The following is a 25,091-nucleotide window of genomic DNA, read 5'->3' on the forward strand; positions in this document are numbered from 1 at the left end:
TGTTAGAAATAATAGTTTACATAAGATTAAGAATTTAATAAAAAAGGTGTGAGACCTTAGTTGTGATGTTTCATGTCGAGTTTAATCTTTTTCAGATCGTCCAATTCATGTACAGGACGTTCTATGTCATAAGGTATCGGTTGTTTCGAAAATGTTTGAAAGTAAAGCAGACAGGCGTCTTTCCACCATACAGCATCACGGGCTTGTATCTTTAGCTTCGATTGCACCTCTCTGAATCGTTGCGTATCGATATAAGGTTCTGTCTGATCCCAGATTTTCTGGTATTCACGTACGGTTTTTACTCCTGTATCGTATTTATAACATAACTCATCCCAAAGGGTTTTTCCATTTTTCATCTGATAATTCCATGGTACGTGATGAAACCAAAGAAGCAGGTTTTCTGGACATGTCTCTATATTTCCGTATATCTTATTTAGCGGAGAGAAATATTGTGATACGGCATTGCTGCCTGTTTCGGTTCTGTCGAATCCTATTCCCGTGTTATCTGCATTATGGTAATACACCGAAGTCCAGTCTTTTCTTCCGGCTTCGGACAGCCACGGTTGAGGCCCGTAATGGTGTCCTTCTGCAAAGATGTGATGAATACCCAACGGCATCATGTAATCAACAACAGTTTCACGTGATGTGAGCATCATTTCTTTTACCGGTGTAACAAAGTTTTTATCATCGGTAAATGTCATTCTGATCCATTCATCTGCTATTTCTTCGGATGATAATTGATGATTCCAAGCTAGCCTGCCGAATGCGTACCAGTTCGATTGAGCAAAATGATGTCCGCACCAATTGGTATCTTCCCCGATGTTTGCGACAGCGGATATGGCGGTTACTTTTGCTGGACGTAATGTCCCGTCTGTCAGTTTGGCTATTGTAGAGCCTGCTCCATCGGAATATGTGTCGCTGTCTAGTGTTTCTTTGAATAATGGAGCCAGATATGCTAAGTGGTTCGAAAATCCGAGGTATTCTTGAGTAATCTGAAATTCTATCATCTCGGGAGTCTTACGGAGGGCTCCGAATAGAGGATTGAATGGCTCGCGAGGTTGAAAATCGATAGGCCCGTTTTTGATCTGTATAATTACATTGTCGTGGAACTGTCCGTCCAGAGGAACGAACTCAAGATAAGCTTGCTTTGCTCTGTCATCGTCGGAAGGACTGTATACAAATGCCCTCCACATGACTATGCCGTTGTAAGGCTTTAAGGCATCGGCTATCATATTAGCTCCGTCGGCATGTGTTCGTCCGTAATCCTGAGGACCGGGTTGTCCTTCCGAATTTGCTTTGATCAGAAAACCTCCGAAATCGGGTATCAGTTTATATATTTCTTTTACTTTGTTTGCCCACCATTGCTTAACTTCGGGATTCAGAGGGTCGGCGTCTTTTGTCCCTCCTAATATTTTAGGGGAAGAAAAGTTTACCGACAGATATACTTTCAATCCGTAAAGGCGGAAAATATCGGCTAAGGTTTTTACCTTATTCAGGTATTCGCCTTTCAGTATATCGGGTGATGCGTTGACGTTATTCAATACCGTAGCATTAATCCCTATTGATGCATTTGCACGTGCATATTCTTCGTAACGGGGTGAAACAGTATTGGGCAGCTCGTCCCATTTCCATAGAGAATAACCTGCATAGCCACGTTCAATAGTCCCATCAAGGTTATCCCAGTGGTTTAAAATGCGGATATCGAAAGATGGCTTTTCCGTTAGGTTTATATCGCTCAGATTTGCTTTAGCTGCTTGGAGTCTGAGTAGATGGAAAGCTCCGTATAAAAGCCCTACCTCCTGAGCCGAAGTGACTGTAATCAATTGCCCGTTGCCTTTGATTTCATATCCGTCTTTTAAGGCTTTGAGCTTTTTATCTATCCTTAATTCTACTCTCTGCCCTGTCCAATGTAGGTTCAGTTCTTTCAGGGCAACGGATATCGTTACTCCCGATTGTTCTGATGTTGCTTTTTGCTCTGTTTGTATGTTATTTCTGTTTGTCGGATAACGCAGCCACAATTGGCTACCATCTTCTGCCGGTAGAATGGATGGTAGCATAACCATGAAAAACAAACAGTATATATATTTAAGATTAATCGTGTTCATCCCTTTAGCGATTTTCGGTTATTATATTTTAGAGATCTAAGACCCTATTTCTCTATTCCTTCTATCATTTTTATGGTTCCGTCCGCATTGTATTCCAGTTCAACAACCTTCATACTGCGTAACCATGTTTTACCATCAGATGGAACACAATCGTGATGGAATAAATACCATTTTCCTTTATATTCAACTATACTGTGGTGGGTAGTCCACCCGACAACAGGTGTAAGTATCACTCCCTGAAAAGTGAATGGTCCATACGGATTATCTCCAATCGCATAGCATAAATTGTGAGTATCTCCTGTTGAATACGAAAAATAATATTTTCCGTTGTATTTATGCATCCAGGATGCTTCAAAAAATCGGTATTCGGTATTTCCCTGAGTTAGGGGTTTTCCATGCTTATCCAGAATGAGCAGTTCTCGAGGTTCTTCTGCAAACTCAAGCATATTGTTGCTCAAACGTGCTACTTTTGCAGACAAGGCTGGCTCGTTATCCCCCGGAAAAGCAGCTGATTCCAAAGCCTTATTATTTCGGTAACGTTGAAGCTGTCCCCCCCAGATACCTCCGAAATAAATATAATATTCACCATTGTCTTCGAATACGCACGGGTCGATACTGTAACTGCCCTTTATCGGATTTTCCTGTGGAACGAATGGCCCGTATGGAGTTTCACTGACAGCCACTCCCAGACGGAAAATATCGGTCTTGTCTTTCATCGAAAAATACAAATAGTATTTTCCGTTTTTACAGGCTACATCATTATCCCACAATTGTCTGCCTGCCCAGGGAATATCTTCCACTTTGAGAACGACTCCATGATCTGTGATTTCTCCGTCAATATCAGAAAGAGAGAATACATGGTAATCTTTCATATTGAAATGATCGCCATTGTCATTTTCGGGTACTCCGCTTTCCCAGTCATGAGACGGATAAATATAAATTTTACCTTGGAACACGTGAGCCGAAGGGTCAGCCATATAATCTTGAGGAAATAAATATCTTGATTTTTTCATGATAATGTGTTTTATAATCAGAGACCTTGTGTATTACTTTTTATTTTTTTCTGCTGTATCTATAATTGTCTGTACAATCGGCTTAGCCTTATATGAACGATCGAATAATAATGGATAATCGGTTCTGCCTTTCATCGGGAAATCGTTTTTCCATGAATCGGTATCAGTAACTCCCCACATTGTAACCCGTTTGATTTTATTACTGTTGCTGATAAACAGATCGAAGAATTCGGCAAAGCGTTTATTCCACGCCGCAGCTATCGAATCTGATAGTTTTTCGGTATATGGATTCATTTCCTTGTTGTAGGCTTCCGTATCGGAGATATTAGCTCCTATGTTTGGTCTGGGGGAAGGCAATGCGCTCAGATCGAGTTCTGTAACCATCACTTTTATACCTGCTGAATCGTATGCATTGATGGTTGCTTTGTATTCGTTCAAGGATGGATAATCCATCCCGATGTGTCCCTGCATCCCTACAGCATCTATTTGTATACCTTTTTCTCTTAGTGATTTGACCAGCTCAATGGTTGTGTTACGTTTGCCGGTGTGCCATTCGTTATAATCATTATAGTATAATTCGGCATCAGGGTCTGCTTCGTGGGCAAACTGAAATGCCAGCGGGATAAATTCTTCTCCTATAATTTCATAAAACTTGCTTTTCCGCCAGCTTCCGTCATCAAGAATAGCTTCGTTTACGACATCCCATCCCTTGATTCGTCCTTTGTATCTTGAAACAACAGTGGTTATATGATTCTTCATCCGTTCGATAAGAACTTCTTTCGATACATCTTTCCCTTTCTCATCTGTAAAGAACCACTTTGGAGCCTGCGAATGCCAGATGAGTGTATGCCCTATGATAAACATATTGTTATCTTCTCCGAACTTTACGAATTTGTCGGCATCATCGAAAAAGAATTTCCCTTCTTCGGGTTGCAGATACATGCTTTTCATACAGTTCTCTGCAACGATAGAGTTAAACTGATTTTTTACTATATTCAAAGATAAAGTATCTTTACCTTGTATCTGATTCAGATTTAAGGCTGTTCCGATATAGAATTTATCTTTTAGAGCATCTTTTAAGCTTGGTTCCTTTACTGTATTCTCTTTGCTCGAAGACGAACACCCTAAGAGAAGCCCTGTCAGGAATATAGAAAGAATAGCTGCTGATATTTTCATAATATTATATTTTATATTGTTATATTACTAACGTAAGTATTTGGTGTTGCGTTTTAAAGTTATAACTGCTTATTATTGTTCTTTTGAATGTCTTTGTTCGATTTCCATATTTATCTTATCAATGACATGATCTTCCAATTCGTATTTTGAGATAATAAACATAGCAATGATAAGAAGTATTGCCGGAATTACCGCTACCAACCATAATATTCCTTGTTGTGCAAAAACCGACTGGGATACTTCATCATCTTTATTAAAATCGACAAATGCCAGAACCAGCCCCGGAACAACTCCGCCTAACGCCATTCCTGCTTTGTAAAAAATTCCGGTCAGGGCATTGACTATTCCCGATATCCTTTTTCCTGTGGTATGTTCTCCATACGAAATTACTTCGGGGACTAATGCCCACATGTATCCTGTGGCAACAATGACTCCAGTGGATTTTATAAATTGAGCGACTAATATAAGCCATACATGAGATTTTAAAGAGGGAACGATAGATACTATATACAGTAGTGCCATACCGAGTATCGCGACAGATAAAAATACATAAAACATCTGTTTTTTACCGATCGCTCGTTTGATAGCCGGAACCATAGGCATAAATATAAAGGCGGGAATAGATCCCAGTGCCATGAAGTAAGGAAGCATATCGGGAACCTGAACATTGTAAATCATATAATATGATCCCGCAGAATTGCCGATGGCCATCATGGCAAAAGCTGTGATGAAAAAGAATGCAAGTATGCGTAACGGACGGTTTCTCTTGAATTCGACCCATAGATCGGAAACCTTTACATCTTCCGTTTCTTTTTTGTCCATCACTACCCGTTCTTTGGTTTGGGTAAAACAGAAAATGAGCAGGGCTAATCCTGTTAAAGCATAAATAGTCATCGTTATAAACCAGGCATTTCCGGATTCCGAAGAATTTATTTTTCCATCGGGAGAGAGCAGTTTTACTAATACGGGTATTCCGTATCCTACGGCCAGACCTCCCAGATTCGCCATAAACATGCGTACAGATGTTAGTTTGGTAATCTCGTCGGTATCCCGGGTAAGAGAGGCATTTAATGCTCCGTACGGAACATTGACTAATGTATATAACATCGATAGCCCTACATATGTAACATAAGCATAAAACAATGAGCCTGAAAAACCATTCCAAAAACATAAGATGGCAAAGCCCGTAAGTGGAATTCCCCCGAGTATAAGATAAGACCTGTATTTCCCTGATTTGGGATTGTGCTTATCTACAAATGCACCGACAATCGGATCCCAGATGACATCGATTATCCGGACTATAAGGAACATAACTCCGGCTGCTGCCGCCGAGATTCCGAAAACATTTGTGTAGAAGATGAGTAAATACATAGAGACTGTCTGATAAATCAGATTTTGAGCTAAGTCTCCTGATCCGAAACCTACACGCTGTATTCCGGATAGTTTATAAAAACCTTTCAACTCGGTTGCTGTTTTTGACATTGATTCCATTCTTATTTTTAGATTCTGATAGGATTTATTTACTCTGTTGTGAACGGTGCTGCAGGTAAGCCTTCTTTGTTTTTCAGATTTGCATCATCGGGGTTGTCTGCCCACGCATAGCGAACCGATACTGGATTGGCTACCTGTTCACTCCATATTCTGACTTTGTTATCTGCTAAAAATGATGCTTTTGCCCAAACATACTTTTTATCTGATCCGGCAATTGTAAAGCCTTTCAGATCAATATTGGTATAAAGACCTTTGCCCGGAGAGGAGAATGTCAACACAATACTGTTTTCTTGTATTTCCATACTTTGATATTGAGGACTTCTGATTGCAGAGGAATCATTATATGCTATGTGTTGAGCTTCAAAGAATAAACGTCGGGCTACATCTTTCTTATTAAGAGGATGGATGTCATTCCATTCTCCCAGATCAATGGTTACAGCCATACCTGTTTCAGGGATAGTCAGAGTATGTCGTTGTGCTTCTCTCAATTGTGCCCAATTGCTTTCTGCCGGAGTTTTTACCGCTTTCATAAAATTGGGCAGCTGTGCGTATATGAAGGGTGTTTTTTCGTCACTCCATTTGCTTCTCCAATTACTGATGAGATCGGGAAACAGTGTTTTATACTCTTTTGGATTACCAGTATTACTTTCTCCTTGATACCAGAGAAATCCTTTTATCGCAAAATTTTTGACAGGAGCTATCATCCCATTGTAGAGTCCCGCCGGTTTGTATTGAAAAAATGTTTGAGAAGGAGACGGGCCTGCTTGTGCTCCACGCTGATATTTCCAATCTCCTGTGAGGTCTATTTCTCCTTTGTCTGTAATGATCTTGTAAGGCTTTTCTTCAACGAAACCTCCTCGTCCTCCGTTGCTTACAGTTCGCACGGTAATGTTGTTCGTCCCTTTTCTGAGAATTCCTGCCGGTATATTATATATACGTGGTGGATACTGATAGGAAGTAGTTCCTATAAAAACACCATTGACAAAAGCCGAATCGGAATCCACAATGCAGCCCAAACGCAATATCGCTGCTTGTCCTGCAATAGATGGGTCTACTTCAAATTCTTTTCTGAGCCAGATCGAACCATTTATAAATCCAAGTCCTTTGTCCGACCAGTATCCAGGTAAAGATATTGAAGGCCATTCCGAAATATCCAGCTGATCTTTGTTCCATAGAGATATTCCTTTATCATTTATGCTAAGCTGGCTTTGCCATTGTTTTGCCTGAGCCGATTCTGTTTGGCGTACGCTATCTACATATGCATCATTAGCTGTCAGTGACAATGTCGCTAAATGATTAGGGTAATTGCGTAAAGCGTCTTCGCTGAGCCATGCTTCTGCCGGAGAGCCGCCTATGGCTGTACTGATTATTCCTACCGGAACATTGTATTTATCATATATCTCTTTTGCGAAGAAATAAGATACAGCCGAAAAATCGAGTATATTATCGGGTGTTACGGACTTCCATTCACCTCCTTGCAGATCATTTTCCTCTTGCTTAAAGCTGTATTTCATCGGTACTCGGAATAGCCTTATATTCGGATTGACAGCATTTTCGACTTCTTTTTTGTACAAGTCTAAGGTTCGGCTGATGGGTAGTTCCATGTTCGATTGTCCTGACGAAAGCCAGACATCGCCTATCAGAATATCTTGTAGTTCGGTTTTATTGATGGTCATCAGATACGGCCCTCCTGCCGGATATGATGGCAATGTTATTTTCCAGTTTCCTTTTTTATCGGCTTTGGTGCGGAAATTCTTTTCCTGAAAAGTTACCGAGATAGTTTCTCCTGCTGATGCCCATCCCCATAGAGTTAATGGTTTGTCACGTTGTAGTATCATCCCGTTACTGATCAGACGGGGCAGTTTTATTTCTGCATTTATGTTCAAAATACAGAATTGGATCAGGGCTAGTACAAGCAGTTTTCTGATTGAAAAGCTGATGAAGAGATTTCGTTTCATAGATTCACCAATTATTTATTTCGTATATTGACTCTGAGGTGCTCCCAGATAGCTGGGTTTAAGTCCTCCCATATCCAACATGATTTTCTGAAGCACGATTCCTGCATCAAGAACTCTGAACCGGATGGTATGTCTTCCAGTTGTGCTTATTTTGAATTTAGAGCTTGTTTCTATTATGCTTTCAGCCTGCCATTTGCCCAATTCTCCTTTGTAGTGCCCATTGATGTTTACTACTTGTTCTTCACCTCCGTCGATAGAGACAGCATAACGCAAGCCTCTGTTTGAATTGAAATTGAGAGTGGGAGCGGTCAGTATAATAAGTTTTCCTTCTCCTATGGTTTTCAGATCCATATCATATTCAAGGTACACGCTCTTGTTTTCAGGAGAGGATGTTACAGGTAGAGTTGTTATCCCCGAAAGAGTTTTCCCGAAGTGAGGTATAACAGTCCATTCTATATTACCTTCGCTTTGGTGGCGGCTGTAATTTTCAGCTTCGATCGAAACATATCCGTCAGCTTCTTCGAATACTTTTTCCTTGTATTGAGCGGTTTGCATGATATATTCGACTTTGGGCATAATGCTTCTGTCGGGTTGTTGCCATGTCGTATAACCTATCCGCACCTGATCCATCATATGAGGCCATTTGCCATTTGCTATATCGTTGTTGTAATGTAGGGTAAGAACAGAGTCCCGCTCAAAGCATTCTTTTGCTTTGTCTGCCCAATAATTAGCTTGTATATCCTTTTGATCTACATAAAAACGGTTCTTAGCAACAGCATAATACATTTCATAAAGGTTTGAACAAGCATTAACGGGGAATACAACCAACTGATCAAATGCGTCTTTATATGTATCGGGTATCAGATAATATAATCGCATGGCATCTATAACCAGATTACGATAATCGTTAACTACTGTTTCGAATTCATTATAGTTTTCGAGACTGTAGGTCTTTTCATTCAGCAGTTCGGGAGTAACCCTTCGGTTATATTTTGTGTAAAGATTAATGATGCGGGCTGATTCTTTGGCATATTTTTCGCCAAATTGCTGCGCACACCATTGTTCTGTGTGTTGTAACAGATTGTCTGCATTGAATTGATTGGGATTCCATGCCATATCCAAAAAGAAACTTATAGGATATTCCATGGGTTTTAGGTCTCCTACATTTACCACCCATATCTTATCTACTCCGTGCTGGTAGGTTAGGTTCATCTGCTCCCAGATACGTTGTACGGGACTTATATTGATCCATTTAGAATTACGGGGGCCTCCTACATAGTCGAAATGGTAATACATCCCGTATCCGCCTTTTCGGGGTTTGGCATCCAGTTCGGGTAGTTTGCGGATATTACCCCAATTATCGTCACAAAATAGCAATGTGATGTCATCGGGCACACGCATTCCGTGATCATAATAATCCTGTACTTCTTTGTATAAAGCCCATACTTGGGGAGTTTCTTCAGCTCTTTTGCCTGTAACTTGTGTTATAATGTTTCGTTGATCTTTTACTATCTTTTCCAATAAGGCTATATTTGTACCTTCTTCCATTGCTTCGTCTCCATCACCGCGCATGCCTATAGTGACAACACGTTCCCAGTTGTTGCTGCGTTCTATACCCGATTTCCAGAATGATTTAAGATTCTTGCTGTTGGTGTTGTAATTCCATGAACCGTTTCCTTTTCTGTGCCAGTCTTTTTGAGCCAAAGACATTGGTTCATGATGAGATGTACTCATTACTATGCCATATTCATCAGCTAAAGGACCGTTCAGTGGGTCATCGTCATAGAAGGCGTTGTTCCACATTGCCGGCCAAAGAAAATTACCTTTGAGACGGAGTATCAGTTCAAATACTTTTTCATAGAATTTGTGATTATATCCGCCGAATACAGTGTGACTCCATCCGCTTAAAGCGGGAGCTTCGTCATTCAGAAATATCCCACGGTATTTAACAGCGGGTTCTCCATCTGTATAATTACCTCTCTCAAACGAAAGAACACTTCTTTTCTCGATAGGTACATCTGCCCAATAATACCATGGTGAGACTCCTATCTGTTTCGATAATTCGTAGATCCCGTATATTGTACCCCTCTTGTCGCTTCCTGCTATAACGATGGCTTCCTTTATTCCGTCAAAAGGATCGGTGACATTTTGAATCAGGTATTTTTCATTCTTTCCGCTTAATTCATCTTTGTTCAGTTTTCCTTTTTTTATAAGCTCGTCTATAGATTGATCTACACCAACTGTGCCGATTATAAGTACAGGTTGATTGCTGTTACTGATTTCGGTTCCTAAATCCGGCTCAACTCCAGTCACTTTATAAAAGTCAGCCTGTAAGTTTTTTACGGCTATTTTCACTCCGGGAAGTGCAGTCTCATTTGTCAATATTTTCAACCTGCTGCCGGATTCGAATAAAATCATAGATGAACTACTTTTCTCGTATTTGATGAATCGGATATTATTTCCGTTCAGCATATAAAATGAACAATAGATCAAAAGAACAGGAAGTATTATGTGTCGAAGGTTTTTCATACTCAATTTTTAAGCTCACAAACCTGTTTATTTCTTTGGTAAGTGAGAGATTCAATGCTTGTTATAAACTTGTAAATATTTCATTAAATACTTTTATTTACTTAGTTGTAGTGATATCTTATTTGTATTCATAAAGTTTAACGTGAAGGATACTGAAATCATCAACGCCGATACGTACATGACGTCCCTGATGTGTTTGGTCTCCATTCAACCTGCGGAGGTAGTTGAATGTTCCATCGGGGGAAATACTGATTTCGTCAACAGTGCCGATACCGGCTCTCGATCCACCGTTCCATGTATTTTGTTTTAGGGACTCATTTCCTCCCTGACTGACAAATCCATCTTCTCCCAGGTTTTTAGATTCAGTATATTTGTTTTCTCCTTCTTTCTGAAATTCAATTACAATACCGCTTCCTGCTACAATGTATTCATCTTTAGCCAAGCGGATTATAATCCCTCCGCCTTCAGGCCAAGTACTGCCGTTTGTAGCTCTCGGATCCCATGGCAATGTAAAAAAGTGACGGCTGATAATTTTCAGATCATCATAACGGAGGATACGTTCTTTGTTTTCCTGATCAAACAGAAGTCCGTTTGACATGCCTTTTCCCTGTATTTTGGTTAGGAGGGGTGTTAATTCTTTCAGCTTTGCGTAAGCCTTTACTGTCGGAGCATCTGGATTATCGTTGCCGTTTTCGATGGAGAACGGACAATATCCGATTGCATCGTGTTCGCCGAAAGCATAAAAGGCCTGTACTCCATTGTTATCAGTCAATTTTACTTCGGGTATGAATAATGGATTGTTGTGCAGCTTATACTGTGCAACCCATCCCGCAAAGCCTTTATCGTATAAGTCGGGGGCCAGCAGATCAATATTGGGAGCCCCATACTGCCAAATGTCAATGAGATGAGCCAAAGGCCCAGCTGAGGGATATTCACCGGGTTTGCGTCCCCGGCTGTTCATTGCAGCATTTACATATAGCGGTATATTGTGTATTGAACGAGCCGATAGTGCTAATTTTTCCACATAGGAAGAATAAGACCAAGCCATAAATATCTCATCAGTATAGACGTCGTTCCCGAACACCTCCTGCCAATTTCCTTTCGTTTTAAATCCTGCTTTTCCCCATTTGTCAAGCAGCCAGGGATGAAGTGTTTTTTTATTTTTAGAGAGATACTTGATTAATGTTTCGGGAACCTGAGCTTCGAACAGACCGTTTGCTTCTTTCGAATAATCGCGGGCATTTTCGAGCATCCCGATTTCGTTTTCAATCTGTATCATAATAACAGTATTGTCTTTGCCGTCAACCGATGCTATATGTTTCATTAATTCTGTAAAAGCCCTATTATCAGCCTGTAAAACATTGCCGGAAAAAGAACTGGCTATTTCTAAAGGTTTACCCGACTGAGTGTATGCACGGGGATATTTCTTATAATCTTGTTTAAACCAAAGAGGAGCATAGCAACTCATGGAGTTTTTCCAAGCTCCGAACCAAAGGAAAACAACTTTTAATTGGTTTTTTCTGGCTTGATTTATTGTTTTATCAATCAGGCTGAAATCAAACTGTCCTTCTGTCGGTTCAATCAGATCCCAGTAGGCAGGAACTAATACTGTGTTGAGTCCCATCTTTTGTAATTTTGGAAAAATGGACTCTATATCACTAACCGCTGATGCCGAAGAATTTCCTAATTCACCACCTAGTATCAAAAAAGGTTTATTATCAACTACCAATTGGGTTGCAGTTCCTTGTTTTATCAGATGGGGTATTTGGGATTGTCCTTGCATCGAAGCAGCAATGGCTATAATCAGTATTAAAAGTTTGTTTTTTAACATGGCAATAAATTTTAAGGTTTTCTCGGTGTAATAACTAATAGCAAGTATTTAATAATATATTTTAAAGTTTACAGCGGACTTTGGTCATTCTACTAACCAAAGTTATAGGTAGGTCTGAGACCTTATTTATGAAATACAAACCTATGAATATATCTTTTTAATTTATTGTTTTGGTGCATCAGATAATCGTGCTTGTGTTACATGGCTTGAAGAAAGTGTAACATTTTCTTTTCCCAATGTTACATACAGGGGTAAAATCCTTTTAATTTTCTATATTTGTGTATAGCCTTTTCTCAGGGATTCGTACCTTAGAGTAATTTTGGTCCCGGTAATCTAGATCCTAGAGTAAAAGCCTTAGTGTATGCTATATTAAGTAAATAAATGTATTTGATTATACATTTCTAATTAATAATAAGCTTTGATTGTTATACTTACCAAATCAATAAAAAGGTATAATGCCTTAGTTCTTGTTGTTTCTTAATCTTTTAATATCTATGACCTGTAAAAACATAAGATTAAATTTCCTTATTGTTTTGTTTTTGTTTCTGCTTATCGATTACACTCCTGTTTTAGCTCAGATAGGCAGATTCTATTCTCCCGATGAAAATTTGTCAAGTAGTTTGATAAATCAGATATATCAGGATAAACGCGGCTTTATCTGGATAGCAACGGAGAACGGATTGAATAAATTCGATGGGATGAAGTTTTCGACCTATAAGCATATACCCGAAGATGAGTCTTCTTTAAAGAACGATTATGTCAGAACGGTTTTTGAAGATAGTTCAGGAAATTTTTGGATCGGATGTATTGATGGGTTGATGATATACGACAGGGCTTCTGATTCTTTCAAAGAAATACCTATGTACAACGGAGATAAGCGAGTGAATCCGCATGTGACCCGTATTATCGAAACCCGTAATAAGGAGATATGGATTACGACATCAGGACAAGGTGCCTTCTCTATAAAAAAACATAAGGATGAAGTTCGGGCAGAAGTCCGCTTGAGGGATATTCTTACCAGTAATTATCTATATCTTATATTTGAAGACTCTCATGGAAATTTATGGATAGGCTCCGAAAATGACGGATTGAATCTGTATTCTCCTAAAACAGGTAAGATTCAAACGTTTACTGCTCCGAGCAGAATTATGAGCAATAATATATCGTCTATAGCGGAAGACAGGCAGGGGAACTTATTTGTAGGCACTTTAACGGGAGGGTTAAACAGATATAACCAGAAGACTAAAAATTTTGAGGTTGTTCCTTATAATAAAGGACTTCCATTGATGGTTAAGGACCTGTTGGTCAGTAAAGAAAATCTTTTGTATATAGGTACAGAGGGTCAAGGCTTAAAATACTACAATTCGGAAAAGAATGTTGTGGAAGATTATGAATCGGGCTCTGCTCTTATTGACTTTACCAAAGGAAAGATTTATTCTATTCTCCAAGACAAGGACGATAATCTGTGGTTGGGTGTTTCTCAGAAAGGGATTATTTTTATACCGAACACTAAGAATAAGTTTAGTTACTATGGTTTGAAATCAATAAAGAATAATCCTATCGGAGCTAGTTCTGTAATGTCTATTTATAAAGATCAGGAGGGTATTCTGTGGATCGGAACAAACAACGAGGGCATTTACGGAGTCAATGATGAAGGGGAGAGAGTTGTTCATTATAGCCAGACATCATCACCTGTTTCGATATCCAATACAATACTTAGTATTTATGAAGATTCGAACGATAATTTATGGGTCGGTTCATATACAAAAGGGTTGGCTAAATTGGATCGTAAAACCGGTAATTGTCAGTATATAAAAGAATTGGTCAATGATAAGATTTATTGTATAAGAGAAGATAATCATAAGAACCTGTTAATAGGGACTTATGGTGCAGGCATTTATAAGATGAGTTTGGAGACCGGGAAATTGACTCATTATGAATCGCATAAAAGTGAAAATGACGATTTTTCGGTAGATGAATTAGGTAACGATTGGATTAACGATATTCTGGTGGATAGTCAGGGTTTGATTTGGATTGCTCATTACAAAGGTGTCAGTTGTTTTGATCCGCTGAAGAATACCTTTATTAAATATTTGAATACAAATACCATACAACCGGGGCATGTAGTGTATTGCCTATTGGAAGATGTAATTGGTAATATCTGGATAGGTGCAACGGATGGGCTTAGTGTATTCAATAAGAAAGATCAGACCCTCAAAAAGTATACGACCAAAGATGGACTGTCGAGCAATGTTATTTGCGGAATATGTGAAGATCGGGATGGAAATATGTGGATTAGTACTTATGCCGGAATCAATAAGTTTATAATTGATGAGAACCGATTTATAAATTATTATGCCGGAGATGGGTTGCAAGGGAATGAATTTACCCGTGGAGCTAGATTTAAAGATAGTAAAGGAAAGATGTATTTTGGCGGAATATATGGTGTGACAAATTTCTTTCCAGAAGATATTATCGAAACAAAGAAGCAGCTCCATGTCCTGATAACCGACTTTTATGTATTTAATCATGCGGTAAAAAGGGGAGACCAGTCGGGTGGGGATGATATTGTTTCTACCTCGGTGCAAGATGCCGATGAATTTCATCTGGGATATAATGATAATACTTTCAGTATTGAATTTTCAGCTCTCGAATTTACAAATCCGGAGAGAATTATCTATCAATATATGATAGAAGAAATAAACAAGGACTGGACTAATTCTTATCCGGGGATCAATCGGGTCACGTACACAAACCTTAGTCCCGGAACGTATACATTTAAGCTGAGGGCTCATGATTATGATAACTATTCCGAGATAAAAACGATTAAAATTGTAATTTCTCCACCTTGGTATCAGTCTCCATGGGCATATGGGGGTTATGCTATTTTGATTGTATTGTTGATTTTGTTTGTTGTGAACTACATTTATAGCCGGATGCAACATCGTCAGGAAGCTTTGAAAAGAGAGCATCAGGAGCAGATAAATGAAGCCAAACTACAGTTTTTTATAAATATATCGCATGAAATACGTACTCCAATGACATTGATCATCAATCCGATGGAAAAGTTGATAGTTGATAATAAGGATGCTAAACTGCAAAAGACCTATGTGATGATTTATCGGAATGCTCAGCGGATATTACGATTGATAAATCAGTTGATGGATATTCGCAAACTGGATAAAGGACAGATGCAACTTCATTTCAGGGAAACCGATATTGTTGGATTTATTGAAGATCTGATGATGACATTTGAATATCTGGCTCAGCGAAAAAATATCAGTTTTAATTTTACACACAAAGAGGATAAGCTCAATGTTTGGATAGATCTCAATAACTTTGATAAAATACTTCTTAATATTTTATCAAATGCCTTTAAGTATACTCCGGATAATGGTAATATCTCTATTGAATTATCTACAGGTAAGGATGATCTGGTAAAAGGTCCTCTGCGTAGATATTTCGAGATAGTTATTCAGGATGATGGAATAGGCATAGATAAAGATAAGATCGAACAGATTTTTGAGCGTTTTTATCAAATAAGCAATGATTTCACAAATGCTAATTTCGGAACCGGTATCGGTTTGCATCTGACAAGGTCTTTAGTTCATCTCCATTATGGCTCGATACAGGCTGAAAACAGGTCTGATATGCCGGGTACTCGTTTTATAGTTCGTATTCCTTTGGGCAGCGATCATTTAAGAGCTCAGGAACTGGAAGAAAACGGAGAAATCAAATCACAGGAAGAGAATAAATTTACGACAACCGTTTCGAACGAATTGTCGAACTCGGTTATTGAGAGTGATTCCGATTCGAAAATAAAGCCCCGGACAAAATACACTATTCTGATAGTTGAAGATGAGGATGAGATTAGAGATTATATAAAAAGTGAATTGATTTCCGAATATAAGATCATCGTCTGTGAAAACGGTAAGAAGGCGCTGGATATTGCTTTGATCAAACAGCCGGATTTGATTATAAGTGATGTAATGATGCCGGAAATGGATGGAATAACTCTTGTAAGGAAAATAAAGCAGAATATCAATATCAATCATATTCCCGTTATATTATTGACTGCGAGATCTACTCCTGAGAATAAGATAGAAGGACTTGATGTTGGCGCGGATGCCTATGTGTCGAAACCTTTTAACACAGAGATGCTGAGATACACTATCACGAACTTACTGGAAAACAGAGCCCGTCTTAAGACGAAATTTAGCGGAATGCAGTACCCTGAGGAGATGGTTCAGAATATAGAAATGAAATCTTCCGATGAAATACTGATGGAGAGAATAATGAAGATCATCAATGAGAATTTATCCAATCCAGAGTTGAGTGTCGAAATGCTTGCTACAAATGTTGGTATGAGCCGTGTACATATGCACCGAAAACTAAAGGAGCTTACAAACCAGTCGGCACGTGATTTCATTAAAAGTATAAGACTGAAGCAGGCAGCATTACTTTTGGCTAATAAGAAGCTTTCTATTTCAGAAGTGGCTTACGCAACAGGCTTTTCTAACTTATCACACTTTTCAAGCTCATTTCGTGAGTTTTACGGAATGTCACCCAAAGAATATGTCGAATTTGATTTTGAAAAGGATGAGTGATTGTTGATTTTAGGTAAAAAAAGCTGACAATTGATTGATTATCAGCTTTTTTTTTGTTGTCTCACTAGGATTCGAACCCAGACAAACAGAACCAGAATCTGCTGTGCTACCGTTACACCATGAGACAATATGCATTGCTTTATTAAGGCAATGCAAAAGTATAGATTGTTTTTTTATTTTGCAATCAATAAAAAGTAATTTTTCTTACCTTTTTGCGCAAGAATATACTTTCCTCCGATTAAATACGAAAGATCAATTGATTCTTCAGCACTTTCGAGCTTATTCTTATTAATCATAACACCTCCGGATTGTACTAGCTTTTTCATTTCCCCTTTTGATGGAAATACAGCTGCTGTTTGAGTTAATAGCTCCGATGCATGAATTCCGTCAGCCAAATCAGCTTTGGATATTTCATACTGAGGTACGCCTTCGAATACTTGAAGAAGAGTTTCCTCGTCTAATGTTTTAAGGTCATCCGCAGTCGAATTGCCGAATAATATAGCTGATGCTTTTACTGCCTGATCGTAGTCTTCTTTCGAGTGTACCATCACTGTCAACTCTTCGGCAAGCTTTTTCTGAAGAGGGCGCAAGTGAGCTGCTTCTTTTTGAGCTGTCGCTAATGCTTCGATCTCTTCTTTGCTCAAAGAGGTAAATATCTTAATATAACGTTCTGCATCTGCATCACTTACATTCAGCCAGAATTGGTAGAATTTGTAAGGTGATGTGTAGCGTCTGTCGAGCCATACGTTTCCTGATTCGGTTTTACCGAACTTAGTACCATCGGCTTTTGTTATCAAAGGGCAGACAAGCGCAAATGCTTCGCCTCCTGTTTTGCGGCGGATAAGTTCAGTTCCGGTAGTGATGTTTCCCCATTGATCAGAACCACCCATTTGTATGCGGCAGCCATATTCGTTATATAAGTGCAGATAATCGTATCCTTGCAGTAGTTGATATGAGAATTCGGTGAATGACATACCTTCCGAAGATTCTCCGTTCAATCGTTTTTTTACAGAATCTTTTGCCATCATATAGTTCACAGTGATGTGCTTACCTATATCACGGATAAAATTCAAAAACGAATAATCTTTCATCCAGTCATAGTTGTTAACTAACACAGCTTTGTTTGGTGCATCGGACTCGAAATCAAGGAATTTGGCTAATTGTTTTTTGATACCTTCTTGATTACGGCGAAGGGTTTCTTCATCCAGAAGGTTTCTTTCCTGTGATTTCATTGATGGATCGCCAATCATACCTGTTGCACCTCCGATAAGGGCAAGAGGACGATGTCCGGCACGTTGAAAATGCTTTAAGATCATAACTCCGACAAGGTGGCCGATATGCAATGAGTCGGCTGTAGGGTCTATACCTACGTACCCCGAAGTTAATTCTTTCTGAAGTTGTTCTTCAGTTCCCGGCATGATCTCGTGAATCATACCACGCCATTTTAATTCTTCAACAAAATTCATCGAATTACGTTTTAAGGTCTCAGACCTATTTATTATTCATACTGGTGCAAAAGTACGACTTCTTTTTTAGATAAAAAAAATGTATGTTCTTACATTCAATATCTTGCTCTTGTATAATTAGATAAAAGGTAACAAAAGTAACTCTTAGTTTTACTTCAGATGCCATCTTCACCATTGAACCCAATCATGCCCGTAGGGGCGAAAAATATTTCGCCCGATGTTTTTAAATTCTGGTGTATAATTATACGCCCCTACGAAATATCCTCAAAAGGTAACAAAAGTTACAGTAAACTTGTACTTTCTTTAATGATGCCTTTTCTCTGATTTTTTACAGCAATCTAAAGAACACTTTGTCTATAGATAAAAAAGAAAAAAGGGCAGCATATATATGAAAAAAGGATTACCCAATAGGATAATCCTTTTTTATATATTTTAGATTGCTCTAAAGCCTCTTATTCAGAAACTACTTCGAATGGAACTTCTACTGAAACTTCTTTGTGAAGTTTTAATAGAGCTTTGTACGAACCAACTTCTTTAACTGCATCTTTGATTACAATAACTTTGCGGTCTACTTCGAAACCTTGTTTTGCCAAAGCTTCAGAAACCTGAATGTTTGTAACCGAACCGAAAATTGTACCAGTTGAGCTTGTTTTAGCACCGATAGTCAAAGCAACTCCTTCTAGTTTCGCAGCAAGAGCCTGAGCGTCTTGTTTGATTTTTTCTAGTTTGTGAGCACGTTGTCTTAAGTTTTCAGCTAATACTTTTTTTGCAGATTCTGTAGCTATAACAGCTTTACCCTGAGGTAATAGATAGTTACGTCCGTATCCGTCCTTTACCGTTACTACATCGTCTTTGTAACCTAGGTTGGTTACGTCTTCTTTCAATATAACTTGCATAATTTTTCCTCCTGTTTTAAATTATTTCATCATATCAGTTACGTAAGGAAGCAACGCCAAATGACGAGATCTCTTTACAGCTTGAGCTATACGGCGTTGAAATTTCAACGATGTACCGGTAATACGACGAGGTAAGATTTTGCCTTGTTCGTTCAAGAATTTTTTCAAGAATTCAGGATCTTTGTAGTCGATATATTTGATACCACTTTTCTTGAAACGGCAGTATTTTTTCTTTTTGACATCTACTGAAGGAGGAGTCAAATATCTGATTTCTGATTGTTGTGCCATGATTAATTTTCTTTTTTAGTTGATGATCTTAAACCTCTTCTTTTTTCTGCATATTGATGAGCGTATTTATCTTGGCGGAAAGTTAAGAAACGGATAACTTTTTCGTCACGACGATATTGAAGCTCTAATTTTTCGATAACAGCTGGTTCTGCATCGAACTCGATGAATGCATAAAATCCTGTAGATTTCTTTTGGATTGGGTAAGCTAATTTCTTAAGCCCCCAATGCTCTTCGTTCACGATAGTCGCACCCTCACCAACAAGGATACCTTTGAATTTTTCTACCGCTTCCTTCATCTGTACATCAGACAAAACGGGAGTCAAAATGAAAACGGTTTCGTAATGGTTCATAAATAATTAATTATAATCTGTTAAACAATAATGTTTTTCGAGGCGCAAAGTTAAGATTTAATCCCCGAAAAACAAAATAACCGCTCAAAACTTTTCAGATAAACGCTAAGATATTGTATTTTTGTTTTTCGGGCTAAAGGTTTCAGTCCTTTTTATTATTTTGGCAAGGTCAAACATCCGAAACGTATTATAAGTATCAGTAGGTGTCGATATCGTATTAAAGTAATAACGACCTATTGTTGGCTACTTGGATGGATAATAAATAGATATGAAACCTTGAATCAAAAGTATATTGTTGAATACTTTCTGTTACTTAGATAATTATAAGATGAAGCAAGATAATAGTGAATTGATAGATCCTGAGTATATTTTCCCCATCATTAATGGGAAAGTGTCGATGGCGATAAACCGAAAGATGTATCGCAATTTCCGAAAGGCAGGTGTTGATATTACTCCGGAGCAATGGACTGTGTTGTCCTTTCTGTGGAGGCAGGATGGAGTTTCACAGCAAAAACTCTGCGATGCGACCTTTAAAGATAAACCGAGTATGACCCGTTTGGTCGATAATCTGGTTAAGCAAGGTTTGGTAGAACGTCATGCTACACCAGCCGATAGGCGTTCTAATTTGATCTTTTTGACACCCAAAGGCGAGAGTATAAAAGATGAAGCAAATAGAGCGGTAAATGAGACCATGCATTATGCCTTGGCTGGAATAGACGAGGAAGGGCTTAATCAGGTGCGCTCGATCCTAAAGATTGTTTTTAATAATATACAGGAAAGCCTTATTTGATAGTTGGGTTTATTGTGATATTTATAAAATAGAGAGCATTAAAAAATGCTCTCTATTTGTTTACAGGTACTTGTCTAATATCTTTGTTAATTCTTCTTTCGTGTAAAGTCCGGTGAGATGTTCTACTTCTTTCCCGTTTTTATAAATAAGCATAGTGGGTATTGTCGAAATCTTTTTTGCCGTAGTGAATGACTTATTTTCATCGACATTCAGTTTTCCGATCTTGATGTTTTTTTCCGCTGCCAGACTTTTCAATATAGGTTCTAGTTTACGGCAGGGGCCACACCATGGAGCCCAATAGTCAACTATGACTATCCCTTCGGCTATTTCCTGATTGTAGTTGGTTGCTGTCACTTTTACTACCTTGCCTTGCCCTTTTTCCTGCTTGCTCTGAGCATTCGTAGTCAAAGCTAATACGATGGAGCAGATTATTATTAGATATTTTTTCATCTTATGTGGAATGTTTTGTTTTTGCAGACAACAGAAGATAGTTAATGTCATTGTCTTGAAAGTAGCAACTAACTGTTGTCTTTATATTTGCAAAAGTTTATAAAAAGGTCTGAGACCTTAAAGAGCCGCAGGAAAATAGATTACTGCGGCTCTTGTTATACTTTTGAGGTTTCAGGCCTCTTATTCTCTATCCTGATATTTATAATCACTTAGCATTTCCTGTAATCTCTTGCGGGCAAAGAAGATACGACTTTTTACTGTGCCTATCGGTAAAGATAGGGTTTGAGCTATTTCTTCGTATTTGTAACCCGAAACATGCATCGAGAACGGAATCTTATATTCATTGGTAAAGCTGTTTATAGCCTTTGTAATTTCGGCAATGGTATAAGCTCCTTCGGGAGTGTCAAAACCTGAATCCTGAGGCAGGTTTAAGTGATATAAATTTTCGGTCTGATCCACAACGGTTTGTGTGCGGACTATTCTTCTGTAATTATTTACAAAAATGTTGTGCATTATAGTGAAAACCCAACCCTTGAAATTTACATTTTCATAATACTTTTCTTTATTATCTAATGCTCTCAGAGTGGTTTCCTGTAACAAATCTTTTGCTTCTTCTCTATTTGTTGTAAGAGTCATAGCAAAATTCAACATATTGTTCTGTAATGCAATAAGTTTTCTCTCAAAACCATTTGCGTCTGTAGTGTTTGTACTCATAATTATTCCCCTTTTATGTTGCCCGAAAGCAACGTCCATAATTATATATAATATTTATTGGATTAACCAATATTACAAATTTACAATCTTTTCTGAATCAAAGAAATAAAATATGACTTATTTAGTGAAATAAATGTTAATATTGAATTTGTGGTAGTAGTAATGTATTGGTATTTAATTTTTTGCATTTTATTGAGTGGTTTTGAAAAGAGTGTTATGCGGTATAGATAAAATTTATGTTGGTTTTGGTGTTTGATTGAAAAATCTATTTATTTTGTCAAAATGGCAGGATTTTGATTGTTGGCATTTTTTTTGACGGTGTAATGTGGATGAAACCGAAATAGTAGTAAAATTCATATATATATATATATATAATAATTATGGAAGAGAAAAAAGGTCAAATTGGGGTTACCACAGATAATATTTTCCCCATCATAAAGAAATTCTTGTATAGCGATCATGAAATTTTCTTGAGAGAATTGGTTTCTAATGCTGTTGATGCGACTCAGAAGTTAAAGACATTTTCATCTTTGGGTGAATTTAAAGGAGAATTGGGTGATCTTACAATTCATATATCGGTAGATAAAGAAAAAGGCACTCTGACCATTTCCGATAAAGGTATCGGTATGACTGCCGAAGAGGTTGATAAATACTTGAATCAGATAGCTTTGTCTTCTGCTAATGAATTCCTTGATAAATACAAAGATGATGCTAATTCTATTATAGGACATTTCGGGTTAGGATTTTATTCGTCTTTCATGGTCTCTAAGCAAGTGGAGGTTGTGACTAAATCGTACAAAGATGAGCCTGCCGTAAGATGGACATGTGATGGTAGTCCCGAATTTACAATTTCGGCTGCCGATAAGCAGGAGAGGGGTACTGATATTGTATTGTATATCGATGACGAAAATAAGAACTTCCTTGAAAATGCCGAGATTGAGCGTCTGTTGAAGAAATATTGCCGATTCTTGCCTGTACCGATTGCTTTCGGAAAGAAAACAAAATGGGAGGATGGTAAATCGGTTGAAACTGATGAAGATAATGTCATTAATGATACTACTCCGTTGTGGACTCGTAAGCCAAGTGAGTTGAAAGATGAAGATTATAAGACATTTTATCAGGGGTTGTATCCTTTCACGGATGAACCTTTGTTTTGGATACATTTGAATGTAGATTATCCGTTCAAACTGACAGGTATATTATATTTCCCGAAACTGAAACCAAACGTAGATCCTCATAAGAATAAGATTCAGCTTTATTCTAATCAGGTATTTATTACAGACTCGGTGGAAGGGATTGTGCCCGAATTTTTGACTCTTTTGCATGGTGTGATTGATTCTCCGGATATTCCGTTGAATGTGTCGAGATCATACTTGCAAAGCGATCATAATGTAAAGAAAATATCAAACCACATTACTAAAAAAGTGGCTGACCGCCTGGAGGAAATATTTAAAAATGACCGTCCGCAGTTTGAGGAAAAGTGGGATAGTCTTAAGATATTTATCGAGTACGGTATGCTTACAGATGAAAAATTCTATGACAGAGCTCAGAAATTCTGTCTTTTGAAGAATGTTGATTCTAAAATTTTCACTTTTGAAGAGTACAAGACTTTGATATCTGCAAATCAGACCGATAAGGATGATACTTTGGTTTATCTGTATACAAATAATAAAGAAGAACAGTATTCTTATATTAATGCGGCAAAAGAACACGGGTACGATGTCTTGCTCCTCGATGGGCAATTGGATGTTCATTTAGCGGGAATGTTGGAGTCGAAATTCGAAAAAAGTCGTTTTGTTCGCATAGACAGTGATATTATTGATAATATAATAAAGAAAGAAGATCTAAAAGATTCTGATCTGAATGATGAGCAGAAAGAAAAATTGAACGAAGCTTTTAAATCTCAACTGCCGGTTATTGATAAAGTAGACTTCTCATTTGATTATAAACCGCTTAAAGAAAATGTTCAGCCGATACAGATTACTCAGGATGAGTATATGAGAAGGATGAAAGAAATGGCGGCTTTGCAAACCGGTATGGCTTTTTATGGGGATATGCCCGATCATTATAAAATGGTCGTGAATACGAATCATCCATTGGTTAAGCAGATTCTTTCAGATGTAGAGGCGAAAGATAAGGATGCTGCAGTAGAATATGCTGCCGGAAGTGCAATTATGAGGCAATTAATAGATCTGGCATTGCTTTCAAATAATATGCTGAAAGGTGAGGCTTTGAGCAGTTTTATCAAACGAAGTACCGATATTATTTCGTCGAGATGAATCTGTAAATAATTTAGTTATAATATAAAAAGGGTCGGGCTTTTAATATGGCTTGACCTTTTTTGTGCTTTTTAAATGAGTACGGTTTGTCTTTTTGAATATATTTGATTTTGGAATAAAGTGTGTCATAGAAAAAGTATTGAATGAGGTATCTTAAATTATGTTTTACATTTTATAGATCTTTTGGGATTTTCTCACTGGTAATAACGTTTATCTGTGCCTCTTTTTTTTATCGAGAGGGTGTTTCTGTTTATCTACCATTATTTTGGTTTAAGTTGGGGACTATGGTGTTAGTTTACTTTTATATGAAAGAGTATAAAAAAGGAGAGTTTTATTATTATAAAAATCTCGGGGTTGATAAGCGCAAGTTGTGGTTATTCTCCTTTGTGTTAGATGTATCAATTCACTTATTTGTAATTGTATCGGCTTTAGTTTTGCATTATGAAAAATGTACTTGAAATAGATAGTGTCCAGTTCGGATGGGGCGAAAGCTTAATTTTGAGTAATGTGTACCTGAAGTCGGAGACAGGACGGGTCACTGGGGTTTTGGGTCGGAATGGTTGCGGGAAATCTACTTTATTTAAACTTATTTTCGGGGATATTAGAACAAGCAAAAAATCAGTAAGAATAAATGGCAATATTTTGTTCGGTGACTATCTCAATCCTGCTGAGTTAAGGATGTTGCCTCAATTTAATTTTTTACCAAAGCATTTAAAAGTCACCTCTGTATTCAGAGATTTCTGTGTGGATTATAATGAATTTTGCAGCATTTTTAATGAGTTTTATTCGTATACAGATTCAAAGATATGTCATTTGTCGGGTGGAGATGTAAGAATTATCGAAATATATTTGATTCTGAAAAGTAATTCTCAGTTTTGTATATTGGATGAACCCTTTTCTCATTTGTCACCTATAAATACTTCCGTTTTTGTTGATCTGATTCGAAACGAAAAAACGAAAAAAGGTATTATTATATCAGATCATATGTGTAAATATGTGGTAGATGTCAGCGACGATCTTTATCTTGTAGAGGATGCGGCTGTTCTTCGTGTTGAAGATCTGAGCCGACTCGTAAAGTATGGTGTGGATATGTGATTACGGGACAAAAAAAAATAGAATCAGATATCTGATCCTATTAATATTATAGA

General features: G+C 37.9%; 17 protein-coding genes and 1 tRNA gene. 4 read left to right on the plus strand and 14 right to left on the minus strand.

Features of this window, described 5'->3' with window-relative positions:
- Positions 1–56: 56 nt before the first annotated feature.
- The 7 genes from K322_RS0106145 to K322_RS0106175 form a co-directional block, all read right to left on the minus strand.
- On the minus strand, positions 57–2,105 hold the full coding sequence (locus tag K322_RS0106145) for an alpha-glucuronidase (RefSeq protein WP_185095081.1): 2,049 nt from the start codon (positions 2,103–2,105) through the stop codon (positions 57–59).
- A gap of 44 nt (positions 2,106–2,149) precedes the next feature.
- Complete coding sequence (locus K322_RS0106150; protein ID WP_026626104.1) at positions 2,150–3,118, minus strand: glycoside hydrolase family 43 protein; 969 nt, start codon at positions 3,116–3,118, stop codon at positions 2,150–2,152.
- A 33-nt stretch (positions 3,119–3,151) separates the two neighbouring features.
- Positions 3,152–4,294, minus strand: a complete 1,143-nt coding sequence (locus K322_RS0106155; protein WP_026626105.1) for an endo-1,4-beta-xylanase — start codon at positions 4,292–4,294, stop codon at positions 3,152–3,154.
- Between the two features lie 72 nt (positions 4,295–4,366).
- Complete coding sequence (locus tag K322_RS0106160; RefSeq protein ID WP_026626106.1) at positions 4,367–5,785, minus strand: MFS transporter; 1,419 nt, start codon at positions 5,783–5,785, stop codon at positions 4,367–4,369.
- Between the two features lie 29 nt (positions 5,786–5,814).
- Positions 5,815–7,743, minus strand: a complete 1,929-nt coding sequence (locus K322_RS0106165; RefSeq protein WP_026626107.1) for a sialate O-acetylesterase — start codon at positions 7,741–7,743, stop codon at positions 5,815–5,817.
- A 15-nt stretch (positions 7,744–7,758) separates the two neighbouring features.
- Positions 7,759–10,272: a glycosyl hydrolase 115 family protein gene (locus tag K322_RS0106170; RefSeq protein WP_026626108.1), complete on the minus strand. Its 2,514-nt coding sequence runs from the start codon at positions 10,270–10,272 to the stop codon at positions 7,759–7,761.
- Between the two features lie 118 nt (positions 10,273–10,390).
- Positions 10,391–12,055: a GH35 family beta-galactosidase gene (locus K322_RS0106175; RefSeq protein ID WP_260203216.1), complete on the minus strand. Its 1,665-nt coding sequence runs from the start codon at positions 12,053–12,055 to the stop codon at positions 10,391–10,393.
- Positions 12,056–12,597: 542 nt separating this feature from the next.
- On the opposite strand from K322_RS0106175, the gene K322_RS0106180 reads away from it, so the two are divergent.
- On the plus strand, positions 12,598–16,710 hold the full coding sequence (locus K322_RS0106180) for a hybrid sensor histidine kinase/response regulator transcription factor (protein ID WP_026626110.1): 4,113 nt from the start codon (positions 12,598–12,600) through the stop codon (positions 16,708–16,710).
- Positions 16,711–16,766: 56 nt separating this feature from the next.
- On the opposite strand, the gene K322_RS0106185 is transcribed toward K322_RS0106180, so the two are convergent.
- The 5 genes from K322_RS0106185 to rpsF all read right to left on the minus strand — a co-directional run bounded on the left by K322_RS0106185 (position 16,767) and on the right by rpsF (position 19,710).
- Positions 16,767–16,837 (minus strand) — tRNA-Gln (locus tag K322_RS0106185).
- 46 nt (positions 16,838–16,883) lie between these two features.
- Positions 16,884–18,176, minus strand: coding sequence for a tyrosine--tRNA ligase (gene tyrS, locus K322_RS0106190; RefSeq protein WP_026626111.1), 1,293 nt, complete (start codon positions 18,174–18,176; stop codon positions 16,884–16,886).
- Positions 18,177–18,628: 452 nt separating this feature from the next.
- Entirely contained in the window at positions 18,629–19,072 is a 444-nt protein-coding gene (gene rplI / locus K322_RS0106195; protein ID WP_026626112.1) for a 50S ribosomal protein L9, read from the minus strand.
- A 21-nt stretch (positions 19,073–19,093) separates the two neighbouring features.
- Positions 19,094–19,363 carry a 30S ribosomal protein S18 gene (gene rpsR / locus K322_RS0106200; protein WP_175552611.1) on the minus strand — a complete coding sequence of 90 codons (270 nt, stop codon included), beginning with the start codon at positions 19,361–19,363 and terminating at the stop codon, positions 19,094–19,096.
- Positions 19,363–19,710 carry a 30S ribosomal protein S6 gene (gene rpsF, locus K322_RS0106205; protein ID WP_026626114.1) on the minus strand — a complete coding sequence of 116 codons (348 nt, stop codon included), beginning with the start codon at positions 19,708–19,710 and terminating at the stop codon, positions 19,363–19,365. Before rpsF ends, rpsR begins: the two co-directional genes overlap by 1 nt.
- A gap of 328 nt (positions 19,711–20,038) precedes the next feature.
- Between rpsF and K322_RS0106210 the strand changes: the two genes are divergently transcribed.
- Positions 20,039–20,500: a MarR family winged helix-turn-helix transcriptional regulator gene (locus K322_RS0106210; RefSeq protein WP_051290665.1), complete on the plus strand. Its 462-nt coding sequence runs from the start codon at positions 20,039–20,041 to the stop codon at positions 20,498–20,500.
- A gap of 60 nt (positions 20,501–20,560) precedes the next feature.
- On the opposite strand, the gene trxA is transcribed toward K322_RS0106210, so the two are convergent.
- Positions 20,561–20,950: a thioredoxin gene (gene trxA, locus K322_RS0106215; RefSeq protein ID WP_051290666.1), complete on the minus strand. Its 390-nt coding sequence runs from the start codon at positions 20,948–20,950 to the stop codon at positions 20,561–20,563.
- Positions 20,951–21,130: 180 nt separating this feature from the next.
- Entirely contained in the window at positions 21,131–21,664 is a 534-nt protein-coding gene (locus tag K322_RS0106220; RefSeq protein ID WP_026626117.1) for an RNA polymerase sigma factor, read from the minus strand.
- 380 nt (positions 21,665–22,044) lie between these two features.
- Here K322_RS0106220 and htpG point away from each other — a divergent pair, with 380 nt between their 5' ends.
- Complete coding sequence (htpG, locus tag K322_RS0106225; protein ID WP_026626118.1) at positions 22,045–23,943, plus strand: molecular chaperone HtpG; 1,899 nt, start codon at positions 22,045–22,047, stop codon at positions 23,941–23,943.
- A gap of 441 nt (positions 23,944–24,384) precedes the next feature.
- Positions 24,385–25,038, plus strand: a complete 654-nt coding sequence (locus tag K322_RS0106235; RefSeq protein WP_026626119.1) for an ATP-binding cassette domain-containing protein — start codon at positions 24,385–24,387, stop codon at positions 25,036–25,038.
- The last annotated feature ends 53 nt before the right edge of the window (positions 25,039–25,091 follow it).

This window comes from Indolivaga capnocytophagoides DSM 22835 (assembly GCF_000426485.1).
Lineage (GTDB): Bacteria > Bacteroidota > Bacteroidia > Bacteroidales > Dysgonomonadaceae > Dysgonomonas_A > Dysgonomonas_A capnocytophagoides.